Raw genomic sequence first — 21,077 nt, 5'->3', positions numbered from 1 at the left:
GCTTGATCATCTCGTCGGTCTCCTGTTGCGAGCTCTAATCGCTCAGGTGACCGGCGCAAAACCGTTACAAGTCCATATTGCTCGCGCACGATGCTGATCACCGCTTCGAGCAACGGATGACCCGGGCACACGAATGTCGCGACCGGTTGCTGGTTGATCCGGCCCTTTTCGAAACAGATGCGCTCATACTTCTTCTGGATCGGCGCGCCGGTGCCGATCTGGCGATCCCGCTCGCGGATCCGGACCGGGACATGGGTGATCTCCCAACGCCCCTCTTCCCGGCGCTTCATCTTGCCGCCCAAATGCTGGAAAGCTTCAACGAAGAAGCTTTGGACATGGTGCGGTTGCAGCCGCTGAGCCTCGGCGCGCTCCATCTCCAGCCGCAGCTCCTCGACCTTGGCCTCGGGCATGGTGTCGTTCGTCAGCGCACGCCGCTGGAGCAACTCAAGCAGGTGCCCTTGATCGACCGCGCCATCGACCTGGCGGAATAGCCTGGCTTTGACGTCCTCCTGCTCGCCATACTGGATGGCCTGAAACAGGAGATCTTTGAGCGCGACACCCTCGAAAAGTTCGCCCAGGACATCATAGACCCGGCCGCCCAAGGCTTCCCGCGCCGCCTCGAGCTTCTCGAGAAGCCGAGCGTATACCTCGCCTTCGCGGGTATCGGCCGCGACGAGGTTCCACAGATGGCAGACTTCGGTCTGGCCGATCCGGTGGATACGGCCGAAACGCTGTTCGATCTTGTTGGGATTCCAGGGCAGGTCGTAGTTGACCATGAGGTGGCCACGCTGAAGGTTCACACCTTCGCCGGCTGCGTCGTTGGCAATCAGCACCAGCATGTCGCGGTCCTGCATGAACCGCTCGATGACCTTGCGCCGCTCTTCCCGCGACACGCCGCCATGGATCACATCGACCGCATCAGGATTGCCGAGCCGAGCGCGGACCTTGTCGACCAGATAATGGAGCGTGTCCTTCGGCTCGGTGAAGATGATCAGCTTGCGACGATTGCCGTCGGCATCGACCATGAGGTCATCGTCGAGGATACGATTGAGCTGCGTCCACTTGGCGTCGAGGCCAGAACGCAGGACCCCTAGCGCCATGGTCTCCAGGCCTTTGAGCGTCTCAACTTCGAGCGCGAGCTGCTCGACCGTCTCCGCGGTCGTCGCACCAGTCGCGATCAGGTCTTCGAGGTCGTCGATCTCGTCCTGGCCATATTCCTCGATATTCTTGAGGATGTCGGCATTGACGTCCGGCGCGGCAAAGCCCGCACGGCGGCCCTTGGCGGCAAGCCGAGCCTCCCCGAGTTCGTTTTCAAGCCGCTCGCGCCGGCGCTTGAGCGACTGGTAGATCGCCGCCGGCGATGAGGCGAGGCGCCGCTGGAGAATCTGCAGGGCGAAGCCGACATTGTTGCGCTTCTTTCCGTCGCCTTCGGCGAAGCGCTGCACCCGATTCATCTCGGTTCGCACATACTCGGTGACGGCGGTGTAGAGCGCCGCCTCCAGCTCGGAGAGCTGATATTTGACGGTGTACGCCCGGCGTTCCGGAAACAGCGGTCGACCGTCGAAGCGGAGCAATTCCTCCTTGGTGAGGCGGCGCATCATGTCGGCGGTGTCGGCGTAGTGAACGCCGTCGCGGAAGCGTCCCTCAAAACGGTCCCCGTCGAGGAGCGCCATGAAAAGCTGGAAATCCTCCTCCTTGCCGTTGTGCGGCGTGGCCGACATCAGCAGCAGGTGGCGACACGCTTCGCCGAGCTTCTGACCGACCTGGTAGCGTTTGGTGTATTTAACGTCGCCGCCGAAATAGGTCGCCGACATGCGATGCGCTTCGTCGCAGATGATAAGGTCCCACTCGCGGGCGCTCGCCAGCTTTTCCTGCAACTCCTCGTTCCGGGCCAGGACATCGAGGCGAACGATCAGCCGGTTGCGGTCCTCGAACGGATTACCTGACCGTGACGTCTCGATCATGTCCCGGGTCAGGATGTCGAATTCGAGATTGAACTTCTGACCCAGCTCGTCCTGCCATTGCTCCACCAAGCTGCCCGGCGCCACCACAAGACAGCGCTCGAGATCACTGCGCGCGATCAACTCCTTGATCAGCAGGCCGGCCATGATCGTCTTGCCCGCCCCGGGATCGTCGGCCAGCAGGAAGCGTAGTGGCTGGCGCGGCAGCATCTCGCCATAGACGGCCGAGATCTGGTGCGGCAGCGGATCGACTAGACTCGTGTGGATGGCCAGATAGGGGTCAAAAAAATGGGCGAGCTTGATCCGGTTGGCCTCAGTCACCAGTCGAAGCAGCGCACCATCGCCGTCGAAAGACCAAGGCCGCCCGTTGACCTCGACTTCGAGCCGGTACTCGTCGTCGCGATAGAGCACAGCTTCGGCGACGGCACCGTTCAGATCGCGGTAGACGACGTTGATCGCCTGATCGCCGATCCAGTCGACAGACAGGATCTGGACCGCCTGGGGTGAGGCGATGCCGCGCACCGACGCGCCATTCCGAATCTCTTCAAGCCTTGCCATATCTACCCTTACTGATCCCAAACGCCCTGATGCTCACGCCGCAAAATCGGCTTTCTCCAAAGCCGCCTGGGTCTCGGCCTGATTGACGACAACGATGTGCTGACTCCGGGCCGGCAGCTTGGCGGCGTCGCCCAAGAGGCCGAGCCGCTTCAGAACATAGAACAGCATGGCGTAGCGCACGGTTAGGACCGCTGAGCCTTTCTCCATGCCATAGTCTTTGGCGACGACGGCCTTCTGACTTGTGGTCAGATCAGGGTGAGGGCCAATCTCGACACCGAACCGCTCTTGCCAAAGCGCATCATGCTCTGCGGGCGCCCCAGGTTCGTCGAGGCTCCCGATGCCGAGAACGCGCGGCAGCAGGAAATCCTTGAACTTGTCGGTGACGTGACAATAGCCGCGAACGTGCCAGCGGAAGCCGTCATAGCCGAAGGCGTGGGGCGTGATCCGGCGCCAGATCGGATCGGGCCGATCTTTACTCATCGACTGATAGTGAATGTCCACAGACCGGTGATCGCGCACGGCGCTGAGGACCGTGCGCAACACTAACGCGTCGATATCCCTCCGGGGCGTCAAGGCGATATCAGTGTCAGGAACCTGGGTGATCCAGGATTCCGATAGATCGATCAGTCCTTCAGCGACCGACCGCAGGCGCGACAGATAGCCGTCGGGATCGGGCTTGAGGAAATGGGGCTCGAAATGCTCGCTCGCGACGTACCGCTTGGCGCTCTTGTCGTAGAGGGCGTTGTTGGGCGCTCGCTCCTGGTAGAGCGTCAAATCCTTTGATGCTTGCGGCACCGAGACATCGAACATCTCGATGATGTCCGAGCGATTGACCCCGCCTTCCCAGAACAGGCGGAACTCGATGAACTCGAGCCGACGCTCAACGCCCCACTTCAATGTCGTCAGGCTTTCCGCCATCCGAATCTTCCTCCAAAACGGATGCAGATAAAAACTATATGGACACATCTGCACGACGTGTGTAGTTTCTATTCCCATCACGGAGTCGCGTCAAGCGAAACCGTGCCGGGCAACAGGAGGACCACATGGCCAAGACCCCCTCGAAGAATGAAGTAACGAGCAAGAAAGCCGCGACTGCGGCATCGCAGGTGCTGCGCGACCCCAAGTCAAGCGCAGCGGCAAAATCGGCAGCGGCTTCGGCGCTGACGCAGCGCCCGAACAAGAAGTAAGTCAGGGAGAACGACGATGACCACCCTTTCCAACCGGCGGACCATCGTCGCCCATGGCCGTTTGGCGATGCGCGAGTTGCGCCTCGACGCGGCGCGCCAGCGCCGACACGGCGTGCAGATCATGTCATTTGAACAACTCGCGGTCCGTCTGGCCGGCGGCTTCGCCCGTCCGATCGATGACGAGTGTTTGCGAACGGCGATTCAGGCCGTGCTGCCGGACACAGCACTCGGAGAGCTGGAAAGCATCAAGCTGCTTCCTGGCATGGTCGATGCGGCGGCCGACACCCTCCACAAGGCGTGGCGGGCGGGTATCGATCTGGCCGCTCGCGCCGGGGATCATCCTCGGCTCGACTCGATCGCGCGCCTGGAAGCTGCGGTTCTAGCCCAGTTGCCGCCCGGTATGATGCGTCCTACCGATCTCGTGGCCCGCGCATTGGAGCGCGTTGCTCATGCTCATGCGGTTTTGGGTCCGCTCGAGATCGTCGGTATCACCGAGCTTTCGCCGTGCTGGCGTCCGCTCCTGCGGGAACTCACCGCGCATACTTCAGTGAGCTGGACAGCCGGCCCTCGGCCGACCCCGCCGTGGCTGGACCCGTTCGGCGTCACGATCAACCGGGCAGACCCAACCGCTCCGGCAATCAGCACGGTCAGCGCCGCGACTGCCTATCACGAGGCGATCGAGGCCATTCGATGGGCGCGGGGCCTGATGGCTTCAGGCGAAGCGGAGCCCGCCGACATCGCGATCGCGGCCGCATCGACCGGTGACTATGACGATCACCTCCTCGCCCTGCGCGCCGATGCGAACCTGGATCTTCACTTCGTCCACGGCATCAAGGTCACGACAACCCGGGATGGTCAGGCGGCTGCGGCGCTCGCGGATCTCCTCATTCGCGGCTTCTCGCAGACCCGGATGCGTCGGCTCGCAGCGTTGTGCGGTTCGGAAACCGGCCCGTTTGCCGGATTGCCGCAGGGCTGGCTGCGGGTCCTGCCGACCGACGCGCCGCTGGCTTCGCCAGCATCTTGGCAACGCTTGCTGGACCGGCTGACCGCCGACGACTGGCCCGATGCGACGGATCATACGCCGACCTTGCGTGGCATCATTGATTTGTTGGCGAAGGGACATCCGGCAGCCGACGAGATCGGCGCAGCCTTTCTGTCAGGTCGCGCCCTGGCGATCTGGCGCAAGGCACGGCTGGCTGGACCATCGGGGTCGCTCGATGCGACGCTGGACAGCCTGAAACAAGATGACGGGCTTGAGGCCTGCGTTTCCGTGGCTTGGATGCCCGCAAGCGCCTTGGCGGCTTCACCGCGTCGCTTCGTTCGGCTCATCGGCATGAATTCATCGCGCTGGCCGCGCGGCATTTCCGAAGATCGTCTGATTTCCGATCACATCATTCCAACCGCTGAGCTGGACCCGCTGCCGGTCGGCGCGGCGGATCGGCGAGATTTTGAGACCATCCTCGCCACGACGAGCGGTCAGATCGTCATGTCGCGCGCTCGCCGCGACAGCGAAGGCCGCTTGCTGGGGCGCAGCGGGCTGCTCGGTCCGGCATCTGAGGAGATCTACATCCGGCGCAATGCGGTTCCGGCTCACGCATTCAGCGAGACCGATCGATTGATGGCACGACCCGATGAGTTTGCACGGGACAGCCAGGCCATCAGCGCCACCACGGCTTGGCGCAACTGGCATCGCAAGGAGATTACACCGCACGATGGACTGGTTCGCGCTGACCATCCTCTCCTGCAAGCCATTCTCGGCCGGACTCAATCGGCCAGTTCGCTTCGTCTGCTGCTCCGCAGCCCGCTCGGCTTTGTATGGCGCTACGGGATGCGCCTGCGCACCCCAGAGAGCGGCGCGGACCCGCTTGTCCTTGATGCATTGGCCATGGGCGACCTGGTTCACATGACACTCGATCTGGCGCTTGCGACGCTTGAAAAGGGCGGCGGCCTCGCCGCGGCTGACGAAGCGCAGATCGCTGGCGCCGTGCAGGATGCTGCTGCCAGGATCGCGGTCGTGTGGGAAAGCGAACGAGCGGTGCCACCCGCGCTCATCTGGCGACGGACGCTCGACGACGCCCGGATTCTTACCACGCGCGCCCTGACATACGGCGATGAGCATCTGCCCGACGCCCGCTCTTTTGGCGAAGTCGCCTTCGGCGGCGCGACGCCCAAGGCGGACGCCGCCAGCCCGTGGGATTCGCAGACACCCGTCGAAATCCCCGCAACCGGCTTTCGCATCGCCGGGTATATTGATCGCCTGGACATTGCCGGAGACGGCAAGCGCGCGCTCGTTCGCGATTATAAGACCGGACGGCCGCCCAAGGACGATATCAGTCTCGATGGTGGCCGCGAGTTGCAACGCTGCCTCTATGCCTTCGCCGTCAAGGCGCTCCTTGGCGACGACGTGTCGATCAGTGCATCGCTGCTCTTTCCGCGCGATCAGGTCGACTTCCAACTCGGCGACCCGGAAGCGACGCTCACCGAGATCACCGGCTATTTGCAAGCCGCCCGGGCGAACCTTGAATCCGGTCAGGCCCTCATCGGTCCGGACACCGGCGGCGCCTACGACGATCTGGCGTTCGCCCTGCCGGCCAATGCGGGCGCCACCTACTGCAAACGAAAACTGCCCGCCGCTACCGAAGCTTTCGGCGATGCTGCGCTGGTCTGGGAGGCACAGTGATGACCGCTGCTACCAACACACTGCGCGATGACGCCGCCCGCCGCACCGCCATCGGCGTCCATGATCGCTCGATCCTGGTCGAAGCCGGCGCAGGCTCCGGCAAGACAGCTGTTATGGCCGGCCGCATCGCCGCCATGCTCGCCGAGGGCATCGCGCCCAAGTCGATCGCAGCCGTCACCTTTACGGAATTGGCAGCCAGCGAGCTGCTGATCCGCGTTCGCGACTTCGTCGCCGACCTCGCGGCTGGCAAAATTCCGACCGAATTGCGCATCGCATTTCCCGACGGCTTGTCAGCCAAACACAGCGCGAACCTTGCGGCCGCCGCATCGGTCATCGACGAGATCACCTGCTCGACAATCCATGGCTTCTGCCAGCGGCTGATCAAGCCCTACCCGGTCGAGGCGGACATCGATCCCGGCGCGAGCGTGATGGACCGCAATCAAGCCGATCTCGCCTTCATCGAAATCGTCGAGACGTGGCTGCGCGAACAGCTCTCGGGCGGTGAAGGCGGCATCATCGCGGAAATGGTGCTGCACAATCCCGGCGAAACCGTGGGCTTGATCCACAAGATCGTCGCCAACCTGCGCAAACGCAGGACCGTCTCCGCACCGCCGGTCAGCGGCCTGGCCCCGCACCTGGGCGCTTTCCATCACGCCGTCGATGGTTTGATGGAGTTCATCCGCACCGCACCAGCGGTGGAGGAAGAAACCGCCATGCTCGCCGAGCGCTTCGCCGGAGTGGCCGCAGGGCTCGACAGCGGGCCGGTCATCGAAACGCCAGTCGGCTTGGTGCGATTGCTGGTTACACCGCCGCATCCCGACCTCTGCACCAAAACCGGCTCGTTCCTTGCCTACAAGAAGAAAGGCAAATGGGTCGAAGCCGCCAAGCGCGAAGGCTTGGCCAAGACTGAAGGCGAACGGCTGAACATCGCGGCGGATGCGCATTACGCCGCGTGCTGCCAAGCCTGGCAGGATCTGGTCCAGAACGTCGCCAGTCGCGTCCTGTGCGACCTCATCGCTCAGGTGCAGCCAGTGCTGGCCCGCTTCCGGGACTATAAGCGTTCAGCCGCTCAGCTCGACTTCGACGATCTGATCTTCGCGGCGCGCGATCTTTTGCGCGATCACGACGATGTCCGACGGTCCCTCGCCACCCGCTTCGCCCACGTCCTTGTCGATGAGTTTCAGGATACAGACCCGCTTCAGACGGAAATCTTCTGGCGCCTCTGCGGCGAGCCGCCGGCCGGGGTCGCGAGCGCAGACTGGAGCGCCTTCACGATCCGTCCCGGCGCGCTCTTCCTCGTCGGTGATCCCAAGCAGGCGATCTATCGCTTCCGCGGCGCCGATGTCAGCGCCTATGTCCGGGCGCGCGATGCCTATCTCGCGCAGGACCCTGACAGCGTCCTGGCGATCTCCACCAATTTCCGTTCCTGCGCGCCGATCCTGACCTATGTGAACGACCGCTTCGAGGCGCTGCTTTCGAGCGAGGGCCAACCCGGCTTCACGGCGCTCGATCCCTTTCACGCCGATCGCGGCGAGGCCCTTTGCGTTGCGGCTCTCGACGTCGCCGTTGCCGATGAGAACGGCAAGGCCTCAGCCGAGCAACAGCGCGACGGTGAAGCCGACGCGATCGCCCAAATGTGCGCCCGGCTGATTGGCAGTGAGATGATCCTCGATCGTCGCTCCGGCGCCAGTCGACCTTGCCGGCCAGGCGACATCGCGTTGCTTGCGCCCACCGGCAGTGATCTTTGGCGATACGAGGAGGCGCTCGAACGTCACGGCATCCCGGTCGCCACGCAGGCAGGCAAAGGCCTGTTCCGCCGCCAGGAGATCCAGGATCTGACCGCGCTGACGCGTGTTCTGGCCGACCGCCGTGACACGCTCGCCCTCGGGGCATTGCTGCGCGGCCCGCTCGTCGGTCTGACCGAAGAAGAACTGCTCGACATCATCTGGGCGCTTCCTCGTGCCGAAGACGATCCCGAACGGCTGCCCCGCCTCGACCTCGGCGTTGAGCTCGAGCATATCGCGCATCCGCTGGCCCGATCGACCATCGAGACGCTACAGGCGCTCTATCGTCAAACCAACAGCACCACACCGCACGACCTCTTGTCGCAAGCGATCGACGCGCTGCGGGTCCGTCCCATCCTGCTGGAACGCCATCGCGGCCAAGCAGAGCGCGCGCTTGCCAACGTCGATCTCTATCTCAGCCTGACGACGTCCTTTGCCGTTCGCGGTCTGCGCGCTTTCGCCGAGACGATGACAGCGGCGTGGACCGATGAGGCCCGGGCGGTCGAGGGACGGCCCGATGCTCAGGAAGAGGCCGTGGCACTCTACACGATGCACGCGGCCAAGGGCCTTGAATGGCCGATCGTCGTCCCGATCAACACGATGACCGGCATTATGGCGCCCGAAAGCGCCGTGACCGACCGCGACAGCGACACCTTCTATTGCCCGGTGTTTGGGGTGAAGCCTGTTGGCTATGAAGCTGCGCGGGACGCCGAGAAGGCCGAACTCGACCGGGAGCGCATCCGATTGTGGTATGTCGCAGCAACGCGCGCCCGCGAGCTTCTGGTGCTTCCGCGCCTCGATGCGGCGCAATCGAAATCGGCATGGATTTCGCTTCTGGATCTTTCGCTTGCCGAACTGCCGGCGCTCGACCTGTCGCATTTGCCGCCCGAGCTCGACCTTGCGGCAGGCGGCGAGGCCAACGACCAGACCAGGGATGATTTTGCCGCTGAAGCGGCATCGATCGTAGCGCGACAGCGTCGCCTGATCTGGCTTGCGCCAAGCCGCGACGAAAGCGCCGATGGACCGGTTTTGACCCCGGAAGCGGTAGAAATCTGGGCAGCGTCGGAGGCCGGTCAGCCCGATGACGAAGCGGTGCGCCCCAATGTTCAGGGCGGTCGCGAAAGGGGCCTGATCCTGCACAAGCTGCTGGAAGAGGTCCTGACCGGCGAGACGCCGGACGATGCCGGAACCCTCAGCGAACGCGCACGAGCGCTCATCGGGGAGATCGGCAGGCCCGTTATGGCAGACCCTTCTCATGGCCTTTCTCCAGACGAGCTTGCCGGTTGCGTAGTCCGCACATTGGCGCTCCCCGAGATCGCGGAGTTGCGTCCTACGTTAGTGCCCGAGCTGGCGGTCTATGCAGCGGTGGACGTTGACGGCGTCGAACAGGCGACTGTGGGAATCGCTGACGCCACCAGCTTCGACAACGCGGGTAGGCCAACCGTTGTGATCGACTGGAAAAGCGATGTGGAGCCGACAGCCGAAACCCTCAATCACTATCGCGCGCAGGTGCGAGCCTATCTCGACATGACGGGGACTGACCGCGGCCTGATTGTCTTCGTCACGACAGGGCAGGTCATCGCCGTCACGCCCACACCCGCGCCCATGGCCGTCTAAAGAGAAGGGAACGGATGCCATGTTGCCGCGAGCGACGGCCAAGGGTTGCATCTTCTCGCCGACGGTAAGACCTATCTACTAGAAACTCGTGCGATGAACCGTCGCATCATCGGCGGTGCTTAACTCTTTTCTTCGATAGCCAATGGCTTCCCATCCGCCCCCGGCAACTGCCGAAGGCCCATTGCGGACAAATCAAGGACCAACGGGTGCAGCAGCGCCCGAGTGGCGGCACCCCCGCGAGACAAGATTTCGAGGAAATCCTCCTGGTTGGGCTGCCCCAGAGCTAAGCGGTAGATCATGCGCTGCTCCTTGAGCTGCGCGAAACGTGCGATGTCGCGCCCAAAGGGTCGCTCGAATACGTGGCGGGTGATATCGGCCCCTTCCAAGACCCACCAGGGCTGCATTCCGCTGACATCGCTTTGGCTGTCCGCGAACTTGGCGAGCCGAATCCAAGGCGACCCATCCGCTTTGTCCGGATCGCTCCAGATGTCGCTCGTTAGATTCTTCGCCAATCGTCGGCGCACTGCCAATCCAGCAAAACGCTGAACACGCCCCTCGCGCTGCTCGAGATCGAGCGGATTTGACGACAAATCCCAGTGCAAAACCCGCGAGCACCATGGATGGAAGTCCAGCCCTTCCTGCCCTACCGACGTCGTCGCCAGGACATGCGGCCAGAACGGCGTATTGAAGCTGCGCCGAATTTCATCCGGGCGGGCTGCTGTGGATGGTGTCGAGTCGCCACCCTCCTTGATCTTGACGGCAGGCTCAGCCTCCGCGTCACCAAATGGAACAGCCGCGTGGCATCGAACCTGAATCTTATGATGCTTTCCGCCGACGCTATGAAAATTGAAACTACCAGCACGAAGAGTCAGCGCCGCTTGAAGATCCTTCGCCAGCCCTGCCGCGCCCTCCTGGAGATTTTGTGCGCGAAGCCAGAAATGCTCGTCCAGCGCACTTTCCAAGCCGCCATCGACAACAGCGCGCATGACCTGATCGACGGCAGTCTTGCCATCCAGCGCCGACAATAGGACTGGATTGTCCAGGTAGGCGCGCAGTCCCTGCCAGCTCAAACGCACCAACTCCGGAAAACGCTTGGTCCCCAGGATGCTCGGGTCATGGCGCGACAGCGCGCGCCCCAGCGCGACGCCCGGCGCCCCCAATGCGTAGTCCACGAGATCCGACAGTTCGGCCGGGGATATGGACTCTATCGCACCTGCCTGACGCCAACGATTGACCGCGGCCTTGGCCGCGACGTCGTCGCCTACAGCGCTCTTCCAGCCGTCCGCGGACTGGTCGGCAGTTCCGGCAAACTGCTCGATCGACGAGATAACCTTCGCTATCGACCGATGCCGACGGCGCGCCTTCAATGTGTCCTTCTCAACAATGCCTTTCGGCAGGGCATTCAGAATCTGCCGACGAACGATCTTCTTAATCGTGGCCAACGATCCTCCCGCCGCCGCGAGGGGGTTGGTATTTTGGATCAGCCATGGTGACGGATGAAATGCCGCCATCACCGGTCCCGGTATCGCTGACAACTTGAACCTTCGCCGACGATAGGCCTTTTCGTACCCGCCCCGCTTCTTGGGCAAGCACTGAGCCTCAACGCCAAAGCTGAGGAGCGCAGCAACACTCGGTGGGGTCGCGCGAAAGCGACTAAACATCAGGAGTTTCGGATCGCCATCGGTTGACGACCAATGCGCAGATAACGGCCACCACGGAAGCGATGGCGCCACCCATGGAACGGCCAGACGTCTGGGCGAGGCGATCTTGGTCAGGGCACGCAGCTTCGCATCTGGCCAAGCCGGCGGAGGACTGAGCTGATCGCGGCGTGTCATCGTCATCCGGACGAGCTTGCCGTCGGCTTTAATGCGATCTCGCTTCCAGGCCGCGTATCGGGGACCAAGCGACTGCGCTGGTAGCGGGACAGAGGACCAATACGGCAATGCCTCGTGGCGGTTTCTGTCATCGAAACTTTCGACGAGATGCCGATAGGTTTGAAAATCTTCCGGAAGCGGCTCAGCGTCCAGAAAACGCGTTCCCGCGAGCGGATCGATCTTCCCTACGCTGTCGCGTTCTGTTCGAGACATCACCGGGGTCAACAGTGCCCGAAGCTCGTCCCGCAGGCTTGCCGCTTCCCTCACCTCCGCGGCAAGATCGGGATGGCCGGTGTCAGTATGCGCAACGATATCACGCAATCGGTCTCCGAAATCCGCAAAGAGTTGCTTAGCCCGCTCCCTGGCAGATGCCCCGGCAAGGAATTCGACCAGCTCGAGTAGCTCCCGCTGGGCCAGAGCTCCGCGTGCTTCATCCCAGCGCGTGCTCAAGAGACGATAGGGCGTGGCGCTCAGCAGCAAAACAGCAGGCCCGGTTGCTGCCCCATCCGACCCGAGGAGCGCCTTCAGAAGGGGGTCTTGATCCTTCTCGTCGAGAATCTGCCGATAGCGCTGGAACTCGTCCAAAATCACAAGGTCGGGTGTCTGATGTCGTAAGGTCGCCAACGCCAAGGCGCGACGTAAGCGGCCGACGAAGGCCGTTGCTTTACCCCCGGCTGCTAACTCAAGCTGAGCACGTACAGGCTCACCGAATTCCAACGCCAGCGCCTCGCGGAACCGACGCCCGAGGTTTGGAGGGGACTTCGCCAGCTTGCGTTCGCTGTCTTCAAGCACCCAATCCCATGATCCCCGCGCGCCAAGGCGCAGAATGGCGGGATCCAGCTCGCGAGCAAACGCCGGATACGTTCTCTCCAAAAGCACTTTCAGGAAGGCTCGCTCTTCCTTTCGACCACCGGTCAAGCGCGCGCGCGCACCTGGGAAAGATGTCCCCGGCGTTAACGCATAGATGACGACAGAACTCGTTGGAATCTTGGATACGGCGATCAAAGACAACCGATCAGGTGTACCCGTAGCGGCTTCGCGGTCCTCATCACCAAGGAAACCGACCACACGATCCTTGTTCTGATTAGAAACAGAATGACCGTTGGCGATGTAGTAGACGATCAATGGCCGCCTGCCATCTTCCGACATTCGGCGCGCAATTTCCTTTGCCACGACGGTTTTTCCGAGGCCCACTTCGTCGGCAACGAGAAACCGGCGGCGGCCGCCGCCTCCACCCGTAAAGGCTCTCAACGCGGCGTCTACCGCAGCTTCTTGAAAAGGTTTGGGCTGACTCAACGACCGCGCCTCCGGCCGCTCGTGTGGCCCAAACCGGCCTGCACCGTTCGCCAAAGATCGCTGAAAACCCTTATCTGCTTAGCCGCCTTTGGGTCTTCACGTTCGACCTGTTCCAAAACTGCCGGGAGATATGTCGATACGCGTCGATCGATCTCTGCGAATTTCTGCGGGTTTCTCGCCCATGCGGACAGCATTTCCTCGAGCGTGGGCAGGTCCGGATCGATGGCCAGGTTGATATCGGATCGCGCATTCTCAGCGCGGTCGTCCTGAGTCCAATCACTGTCTCCATCCGCGGAGCTATCGGACAACAGGCTTGCAAGCCACAGGAGGAAACCTCGCGCGCCAAGGAAGCGTGCAAACGCGGCTCGGTCACGTTCCTCGCCGAAAGGCGGCTGCGCGGGGGCTCTCTGAAGCCACGACAACCCCTTGTCCGCACGACTGACACGCAGACGCACAAACTCGCTGCGCTCGTCCCGCAGGACATCTCCGAGGCTCACGCTGCGTTCATCACGCGGCCAAGGCAAAAGCGGTCCGTTGAGCGCACCCACCTCAAGGAGGATGTCAGCATCGTCCGGATGTGGCCCAGAAAATGCCGAGCCCAAGAGATGCATCAACCGGAGGCCGTTGCTTTCTACCGTTAGCTCGCCAGCCCATCGTGCCGCGACCTGCGAACGAGCCCGCTCCAAGGCTTCCTCTTCCAACGCAGAGACGTCGGGCTCATATTCATCGATCGGCGCCGGGATGAGCCGCGCCGCATCGAGAAGCGAAAAGAGCCCCTTTTCGACCGCCTCGCTGATAAGCAACTCGGCCATGATCTCGACATTGCGTCCGGTCCAGGCGCGCATCGTTGCATTCGCACTGCCGAGCCACAGCCGGCGCTTTTGGCCCGTTCGTGTGTAGAGCAGCTTTGCGTGAAGTCCGCGTCCGATCTCCTCTTCTTCATTGGGGATCTGGCTCACCTCGCCCGGAGTATGCTCGTTCGTGTCGGCCGATGGGTCGGGGGCCGGGTAGTCGGGCGCATCCAAAGCTAAAAGATCATCAAAACCTGACAACGCAGGCCCTACGCGCTCAATCTCGCGCATGGTGGTCAAGAGGATGCGCCGAGCCCCGCCACTTTCATGAGCCCTCTGGCGACCGAGGAACGTCTTGTCGATGAACGGACTGACGATCACCACAGTATCAGTCCCGGGGGGTGGAACGGGAACCGCGAAGTCACCGGTCCCTGTCGTCCATCGGATGCGCTGAACCTTCACCCCTAAAGGTGACCGCCACGACAGCGAGCGCATTTCAGAAGCAAGGGCTAGCGCGCGCACTCCCTTCAGTGCGGCCTTTCCGGCCAGAGCGCGCGCAACGTCCTCAACACCCTCGACTTTAGAACCGCCTTTCGCCGCAGAAACCAACAGCAAACCAATATCGCGGTTAACGCATTCGGTGAGATTGCGGCTACCAATCCAGAGCCGCCAGGTTGCTGTGCCGTCCCCCGCACGCAGCTTGATCAATGCGGCTTTCGGATGCCAACTGCCGGTCGCTTCGTCGATATCGACCTCGCGCACGAATTGGTCCAGCACCGCGGCGACCTTTGGCGTTCGTCGCATTTTCGCCAATCGACCGCGTTGAATCACGATCCTGGCCTTGCCCCGAAGCTTCTCGACCGCATCGGCAAAGTCCGACGGGCTACCTCGCCCCGCATCGTTGTCTTTGCCAGCCAGCGCCAACAGCGCCGCTCCGATTGAACCCAAATCTGCGGAGTAGGCGGCAAGAAATGCAAGCTCGACCGTTTCCTCCGGACCTGGTCGTAATCCTTCAAGAAAGGACAGCGCGGGCCAGCTATCGATCGCCGCGCTCACTGTGCCGCCGCCAGATCGTTCAGCAGAGTTCCAACCTGCTCCCAACGATAATGCAGCGGGGTAGCGAGCCCGTGCTCATCACCCGACCACTCTAATCGACGAGTTCGCCCGTTCGGCGTCCGTGCAAGCCGAGCGCGCGTGCCTTTTCTCGCCTCCGCTGCCTCATATGGGTCGAAGAGCCCGTCCGCATTTCGGGATCCATCCTCTAACCACGTCTTCGTCGCAGACAGGACTGCTCTCAGCTTGGAAGGCAGGCTGCCGATGTCCGCTTCGAGCGCGTCGACATCGAGCTTCCTGGCGGTCGCACCGTGCATGTCCACGATATCGACGAGATGCTCGCGATGGCGCGACGATATCGGGCGCTTGTCCTCCCGCTCGAACATGGATTCCAACAGCGCGTCGTAAATCGCACGACCGATACCTGCCAAACTAGCCGCCTGCTCGGCCCGAATGAGCGCCGGACGATCCGGTCCCGCAATCGCCCTGACTTCCGCCGACCACATTCTGTTTGGGGCGGCAACACCAGTTCGCACCAGCCGCGCCAGCAAAGACAACTCATGATCATTCGGGCGTCGCAACGCAGACAGTTTTTCCTGGAGGAATTCCGCCTCCTTACGTTCAAGGTCAGGCGTGATATGGCCCTCACGCCAGTTATCCGGACGCGATGGTAAGCCGACAAATGGCGGATCGAAGCCGAACAAGGGCTGGCCATCGTCGTCAGTCGTCGTGCCGATGGGACGAAGCAAACGGTGCGCTTGGCTCCGCGTGATGGTCTTCCCGTTCAACCTAGGTCTGAGCACGCCCCACACAGCTAAAGCATTCCAGTAGACCGTTGATGGTGGCTGGCTTGATGGCTTGGGAAAAACGCGTCTGCCTATCACGCCTGCACCAGCTAGGCGCCCAGCGAGTTCGCACTCGCGATCGCGAAGTGCGCGTGTTGCCGCCGGTCCCGTCAGACCTGCCAAATCTTCGAATAGCCAAGGAACGATAAGCGCGTAACGCGCTCTCGTATGCAGCACCGATGTGCCGGGGAAAAACCGGTCTGCATAACTCTGGTGGATTGTCAGAAAGCCGATTTCATCTCTGACGCCTGTGGACTCTTCATCCATCTGCGCCTTCGCGCGCGCCAAGGCATCGCGCGAAAGATACGACCACCCCAGCGATGGCTCCACGCCTTGTGGGCGCCTCACGCGTTCACCCCGCTGAGGCCAGCGCATCGCTCAACGGTGATGGCGGTTACTTTATCATGCGCGAACCTAGCAGCTTCAGCCTCACCGGCGAACGCGGGCAGGCACAGCGTTTTGGCGCGCCCGGACAATCGCCCGGCAAGTTCGCTCATAGCCACCTCGGCGTCACCGACCGTCAGACCAATCGTCCGCGCCAGCGCCAGGAAATCCTGCCGCGTCAGCCGATCATCCTTGCCGTTTAACTTCAACGCCATCCGGTCACCGCCAAGTCCCGGAAAGACACGCGTGGTGACGGCGTCATAGAGCGGCGCGAAACGCACACTCGTAAAGGCCTTAGCACCTGGGGCAGCCGTCTTGAGCATCGCGAGGTTCTTCAAGTGCATATCGCCGTCGGCAATTAGCCAGGCGAAGACCGCACGGCGGAACAGGATGTCTAGGTCGGCGACCGGATCGGTCGAAAGCGGGCGCAGACCCCGAGCCATGCGCTCAATCGTGCCATCATATTTCGCCGCAGCCGGTAAGTCCAAAATGGAGCAAAAGTCCTCCAGCGCCAGACGTCGCTGATCCGTTGGCCCGCGACGAATATCGAACCGCTCGACGACTAGTGCAGGCGACATGCCGTCGGGCATTTCCAGCAGCGCGGCATCGGGCACATCGAACCCGGCCGAGCGGCCGAGCTCCAGGCAAAGCCACTCGACGACCGGCAACGTCTCGAAGCCCGCCGTGCCGGCGGGCTTGAGGATATGGGTGAACGGCTGATCAATGGCCGGAACGAGGGCGCCATCAGGCATCAGGCTCATTGGCGCCTTGATCTGGACGCCTGACAGGCGCGGTGTTTCCGCGCGCGCGAAGATGCGCGCCAGGTTCTGCTCGAAGGTCTCCTCAATCTCACCCCGCGCCGGACCGGCGTAGCGGCCGGTGAAGCGACCGGCGTCGACGTATCCAGCCAGTGTTGTCGTGAGAATGTCGGCAGGCAGCGCTGCCAGTTCCTCTCGACCCTCGACGATGACAATGTTCGACATATATCGCCGTCCGCGCCGGAGCGCCTCGCGTTCATCGCGTTCGTGGAGAACCTGCGCCAGCCAGCCCTCGGGCAGCAGCGATTCAATGAAGGCCGGCAGCTTGCCCGGCGTGGTTTCGCGCACGAGAGCCGGTCCCGCTCGACGCCCCGGTTTCCAGCGCCATTCGAATCCATCGTGGGTCAGCCGACCGAGCGGTTCACCGTGCCAGGCGACGAGAAGATCGAGCGCCGCCTTGTTGACCGGCGCCTTGGCAACGCCCGATTGTGCCAACAGGAAGCGTTCGGCGCCTTCGCCTTCGCGATACCATTCATTCTCACGCGCCAGCACCCAGACGGCGTCGGCTGCGGCTTGGGGCGTCCCATGCTCCTCCACCAGACGCGCTGCCATCTGCGCGCGCATGTCGGCGGTAACGGCGCTCGCATGTTCGCTGCGCAGGCGGAACGCTTCGAGAAAACGCTGGCGCGGCGATGAGGCATCGATGCGCAATTCGCCCAGGTCGTCGCCGATAACCGCGATCGCCGTCGATGGATGCTTCGGTGCTTCGTTCTGGATGATCTCGAGCGTCCGCAGCCGCGTGCGCTGGTTACGGCGGCCGCTGATGAAGAGGCGTCCGTCCGGCGTGGGTGCAAGCAGTGCTGCGCTTGCCGACGATAGATAGGCGTTGGGATAGAGATAGTGCGCAATACGGACCGCATGGCCGAGGATCGTCGCCTCGATATCCCCTTGGTCATCGACGTAAACACCGCGTACGAGCTGGACTAACTCACCGACCTGCGCGCGTTGATGCGCACGTTTGGCGTCGATCGTCTCACCGACCAAATGAAGAGCCATAGGATTATCTCGCATCTCAGATGCGCGTTAATCACACGATCCGGCTTCGCGTGCAAGAATTATCGCGCATCTGAGATGCGAGATAATCCCGGCCCGTGGACCAATTGGAGCGCGCCAACCTTGAATGATCGGCGCGCTCCAGAACAATCATGCCGCGAACGGCACGCAGCCAGCCCTATGGCGACTGGCCTAGCGGGCTCCGAGCGGGTTCGCCGCCATCCCCGCCACCGCCCTTGATCCGCCCCTCGCGGCGGCTTCTCCGACGGTCCCGGCGCTTCTGGGTCCCGGTCCCCAATCTTGAACGGTCAGGGCGTCGTCGATTGATCGAGCGAGGTGGCCTGCACGATGGCGCGGAAATTCTCCAGAAACTCAGGGTGCCGCCCCGCGAGAAATCCCTCGATCTCGGGCTTCGCCAGCAGGCGCTCGATAAAGCCGGAAGCCACGACCAGGACCAGCATGTCGTCGCCATAGGAGACCTCAAGCTCCTTATAGTCTTCGCTCACCGACGCCATCTCCCGTTCGAGACGCCCCATCTGCTCGGCCGACAACCCCGTCGCCTTCTTGAGTTCGTCAGGCTTGTGCAGATCCGACGGCTTCGAGGTCGCCAGGAGCGCCTTGGCATAACTGACCGTATAATTGTTCGCCGACACCATCAGTTCGGCCACCTCGAGCTGACGGATCGGCTTCATCTTGCGCAGCTTCTGGAAGGCGTGGTGCCCAACCGGCTTGTCCTTCAGCAGCTCGGCGACATCCCCGCTGATCCCTGCCAGCAAATGCCGGCGCTGGCGGATCACCTTCACGTCGACATTGAGCGCGCGCGCCAGCTTTTCCTCCGATACCCCACGATCAAGCGCGCGCACGATCATGTAGTGTTCCTGGATCGTCGCCAGCCGGTTGACCCGCTTGTTGTAGGTGAAGGACTCGTCGTCGTCGGCGACAACGCCAGGGGCCTCGGTCGCACCAAGAAACCGCAGGGCATCCAGCCGCATGTGTCCGTCGAGGAGAAGGTAGCTGCCACCTTTCTGGCGCGCGATCGACAGCGGCTCGATCAGCCCGACTTCCGCAACAGATGCCGCGATCCGGCGATATTTGACGGACTCACGCACCCCTGACGGCAGCGCCTTGGTCGCCAAGAGCTCACCGATTGGGAGGGCTAGGATCTTGCGCTCGAAGGCGATTTTGACCGTATCGGACATGCTACGCCTTCGTCGGTCCAATCCGCTCGGCCAGTGCGCGCGGCAAGGTGCTCAGCCCCTCCGCTCGCAGCAGCGTCACGAAATGATCGTCAGCCAGCAGACGTCGCATGGCGTTGGCGACGAACAGCAACCGGCTGCGCGCCAGGGAGGCGCGCTTGATCAGCAGCTTTTGCCGTTCCGTTTCGCGTTGATAGGCGCGGATCAGGCTCTCCGATGTGACAGGCTTTTGGGTGCGACCAACCCGCGATCCCCGCTTGTGAAGCTGCTTGCCGCTGGTGTTGCGCTGTTCGATGATCTGCCGGATCGCGAGCACCTGATTGCCCGGGATCGACTTCTCCTCATAGGCCTGCGCCAGCGCCTGCTGAACCTCGCCTTCCTTGGCGCGGGCGATTTCCATCGCGATTGAATGTGGGATGACGCCGCGCTCGACCGCCGCAATCAGCTTCTCCTCGCCATTGTCGAGCAACAGGCAGATCGCACTGACATACTCGACGGAAAAATCGACCTTGGCGGCGATCTCCGGGTGCGAATAGCCCCGGGCGCTCAGCGCGCCGATGGCGTGAACCAGTTCCAATGGGCTGTGCTGGCGCCGCGCAAGGTTCTCGACCAAGCTCATGACGTAACAATCTTCCTCGGCCGCATCGATCACGATGGCCGGGATTTCGGTCTGGCCGAGCGCGATGAAGGCCTCGAGGCGACCCTGACCGCACACCAGGTCAAACCGCGTCTTTCCGGGTCGCTGGCTGACCGTGATCGGCTTCTTCAGCCCGAGATGGGCAATGCTATTCACCAGCTCCTGGAAGATCCGCTTGTTGCGAACCCGCGGGTTGAGAATGGTGATCAGATCGACCGGCACCGAGCGGATTTCGGGGGGCGGCGCGCTCATGCGGCAACCTTCAGCGGCACGCGGCGCGTCAGATCGAAAAACGCCTCCAAGGTATCGAAGCGGTAGGCATCGAGCAGGATGCCGTTCTCTGGTGCGAGCCTCAGATTCGGCGTGGTGCCGACGTCCAGCCATGGCAGCAAGTAGTAGTCGTGTATGGCGGCATTATCTTCCTGCATCCGCGCCACGATGGTGATGCTGGGCCTCAACCCGCTGTCGAAGCGGACCTTCCAGCGCAGCCCGCCGGCGGGGCTGATGTGACACCGAGAAATCACCAGCGAGGCCGTGAACTCGTCGTTGATATGCAGGAGGTCGGTGATGGGGTCGCGGCGCACCGTGCCGCCGGCCGCGCCAATGTCGGCGATGACCTGTGCCACGACATCGGGATGCAGTGTCCGCAGCGTTCGATTGGTCTCGATATAGCGATAGTCCCGCGACGGGGCGTACCCGACAAGCTGGTAGGCGCGCACCAGGCTTCCGAAACGGTGTCGGAACGTCGAGCTGGACGGCATGTCCTCGACCTCGTCGATCACGAGGCCCGACAACCAACCCTTCTCAACGAGCAACGCTGACAGCCGACCAAGAAGCTCCTCGTCGGTGAAACGGCGGCTGCGCTCTTGAATAATCCGCTGGGCCGCCTCGAAGAAATCACGCTCGACGATCGCCTCGAAAGCCCCATCGCCCCGGACCCACATATCGGGCGTGTTCACCACCCGCTTGGCTTTCAGCTTGAAGGACGCCCGATTGTAGACGTTGTTGCCGATGTACTTTTCATTGGTCAGCACCTGGTGAACGGTTCCGCGCGTCCATGGCCGACCAAGATCAGTGAGGATGCCCTCATCATTGAGGGCTGCGGCGATCTCCGTCTCGGTGCGGCGCTGGACGACGAACATCCGGTAGAGACGCCGGACAACCTCGACCTCTTCAGGTGGCCCCGGCCTGAGCACGACCCGGTCCGTTTGCAGGCTCTTCTTCTCTCCATGATTGAGGACCGCTTTGGGCTGGCGATGCTCATCGACGAGATAGCGGCGTAGGCCAAAGCCCGCTGCGCCACCTTGACGGAAACCGAGGCGGATCAACCGGCATATGTGGACGGCTCCCTCTTGCAAGAGGCTGAGAGGATAATTTGATCGGATCGATTGCGATCATATGTC

The 21,077-nt window shown here is 62.5% G+C and carries 12 protein-coding genes and 1 pseudogene; 3 read left to right on the top strand and 10 right to left on the bottom strand.

Annotation, left to right across the window (positions count from 1 at the left end; all coding sequences use genetic code 11):
• Together QHC67_RS17045 and QHC67_RS17040 are read right to left on the bottom strand one after the other, a co-directional pair.
• The coding region (locus tag QHC67_RS17045) for a DEAD/DEAH box helicase (RefSeq protein ID WP_319296087.1) at positions 1–2,519 on the bottom strand (2,519 nt) is incomplete at its 3' end.
• A gap of 33 nt (positions 2,520–2,552) precedes the next feature.
• Complete coding sequence (locus QHC67_RS17040; protein WP_319296085.1) at positions 2,553–3,437, bottom strand: WYL domain-containing protein; 885 nt, start codon at positions 3,435–3,437, stop codon at positions 2,553–2,555.
• A 125-nt stretch (positions 3,438–3,562) separates the two neighbouring features.
• Between QHC67_RS17040 and QHC67_RS17035 the strand changes: the two genes are divergently transcribed.
• Genes QHC67_RS17035 through QHC67_RS17025 form a run of 3 tightly spaced genes read left to right on the top strand, consistent with a single transcriptional unit; the run spans position 3,563 to position 9,787 of the window.
• Positions 3,563–3,706 (top strand): hypothetical protein, encoded by a 144-nt coding sequence (locus QHC67_RS17035; RefSeq protein ID WP_173655764.1) that lies wholly within the window; start codon positions 3,563–3,565, stop codon positions 3,704–3,706.
• A 16-nt stretch (positions 3,707–3,722) separates the two neighbouring features.
• Entirely contained in the window at positions 3,723–6,386 is a 2,664-nt protein-coding gene (locus QHC67_RS17030) for a PD-(D/E)XK nuclease family protein (RefSeq protein WP_319296082.1), read from the top strand.
• Positions 6,386–9,787, top strand: a complete 3,402-nt coding sequence (locus QHC67_RS17025) for a UvrD-helicase domain-containing protein (RefSeq protein ID WP_319296080.1) — start codon at positions 6,386–6,388, stop codon at positions 9,785–9,787. Before QHC67_RS17030 ends, QHC67_RS17025 begins: the two co-directional genes overlap by 1 nt.
• A 119-nt stretch (positions 9,788–9,906) precedes the next feature.
• On the opposite strand, the gene QHC67_RS17020 is transcribed toward QHC67_RS17025, so the two are convergent.
• From QHC67_RS17020 to QHC67_RS16990, 8 genes and pseudogenes are all read right to left on the bottom strand, one after another.
• A complete protein-coding gene (locus QHC67_RS17020; RefSeq protein ID WP_319296079.1) occupies positions 9,907–12,957 on the bottom strand; it encodes a helicase-related protein in 3,051 nt (1,016 codons plus the stop codon).
• Positions 12,954–14,804, bottom strand: coding sequence for a phospholipase D family protein (locus tag QHC67_RS17015; RefSeq protein WP_319296077.1), 1,851 nt, complete (start codon positions 14,802–14,804; stop codon positions 12,954–12,956). Before QHC67_RS17015 ends, QHC67_RS17020 begins: the two co-directional genes overlap by 4 nt.
• Positions 14,801–15,505, bottom strand: a complete 705-nt coding sequence (locus tag QHC67_RS17010) for a hypothetical protein (RefSeq protein ID WP_319296075.1) — start codon at positions 15,503–15,505, stop codon at positions 14,801–14,803. Before QHC67_RS17010 ends, QHC67_RS17015 begins: the two co-directional genes overlap by 4 nt.
• A gap of 108 nt (positions 15,506–15,613) precedes the next feature.
• A pseudogene (locus QHC67_RS19255) lies at positions 15,614–16,021 on the bottom strand (DUF6361 family protein); the annotation flags it as partial.
• Positions 15,991–17,844: a type II toxin-antitoxin system HipA family toxin gene (locus tag QHC67_RS17005; RefSeq protein WP_319296073.1), complete on the bottom strand. Its 1,854-nt coding sequence runs from the start codon at positions 17,842–17,844 to the stop codon at positions 15,991–15,993. The pseudogene QHC67_RS19255 and the gene QHC67_RS17005, both read right to left, overlap by 31 nt.
• A gap of 305 nt (positions 17,845–18,149) precedes the next feature.
• Positions 18,150–19,040, bottom strand: coding sequence for a plasmid partitioning protein RepB C-terminal domain-containing protein (locus tag QHC67_RS17000; RefSeq protein WP_319296071.1), 891 nt, complete (start codon positions 19,038–19,040; stop codon positions 18,150–18,152).
• A 1-nt stretch (position 19,041) separates the two neighbouring features.
• The gene (locus QHC67_RS16995) at positions 19,042–19,926 is read right to left on the bottom strand and encodes a plasmid partitioning protein RepB C-terminal domain-containing protein (RefSeq protein ID WP_009820574.1); all 885 of its coding nucleotides are present in this window, start codon (positions 19,924–19,926) and stop codon (positions 19,042–19,044) included.
• The gene (locus QHC67_RS16990; RefSeq protein ID WP_319296068.1) at positions 19,923–21,002 is read right to left on the bottom strand and encodes a recombinase family protein; all 1,080 of its coding nucleotides are present in this window, start codon (positions 21,000–21,002) and stop codon (positions 19,923–19,925) included. The genes QHC67_RS16995 and QHC67_RS16990 overlap by 4 nt, the downstream gene beginning before the upstream one ends.
• Between the last annotated feature and the right edge of the window lie 75 nt (positions 21,003–21,077).

The sequence above is a fragment of the Sphingobium sp. genome, from assembly GCF_033795625.1.
In the GTDB taxonomy this organism is placed as follows: domain Bacteria; phylum Pseudomonadota; class Alphaproteobacteria; order Sphingomonadales; family Sphingomonadaceae; genus Sphingobium.
This window is presented reverse-complemented; position numbering and strand designations above follow the sequence as displayed.

Coding starts and splice junctions, on each gene's coding strand:
- QHC67_RS17040 (WP_319296085.1), bottom strand. CDS start 3,437: ATGGCGGAAAGCCTGACGACATTGAAGTGGGGCGTTGAGCGTCGGCTC.
- QHC67_RS17035 (WP_173655764.1), top strand. CDS start 3,563: ATGGCCAAGACCCCCTCGAAGAATGAAGTAACGAGCAAGAAAGCCGCG.
- QHC67_RS17030 (WP_319296082.1), top strand. CDS start 3,723: ATGACCACCCTTTCCAACCGGCGGACCATCGTCGCCCATGGCCGTTTG.
- QHC67_RS17025 (WP_319296080.1), top strand. CDS start 6,386: ATGACCGCTGCTACCAACACACTGCGCGATGACGCCGCCCGCCGCACC.
- QHC67_RS17005 (WP_319296073.1), bottom strand. CDS start 17,844: ATGGCTCTTCATTTGGTCGGTGAGACGATCGACGCCAAACGTGCGCAT.
- QHC67_RS17000 (WP_319296071.1), bottom strand. CDS start 19,040: ATGTCCGATACGGTCAAAATCGCCTTCGAGCGCAAGATCCTAGCCCTC.
- QHC67_RS16995 (WP_009820574.1), bottom strand. CDS start 19,926: ATGAGCGCGCCGCCCCCCGAAATCCGCTCGGTGCCGGTCGATCTGATC.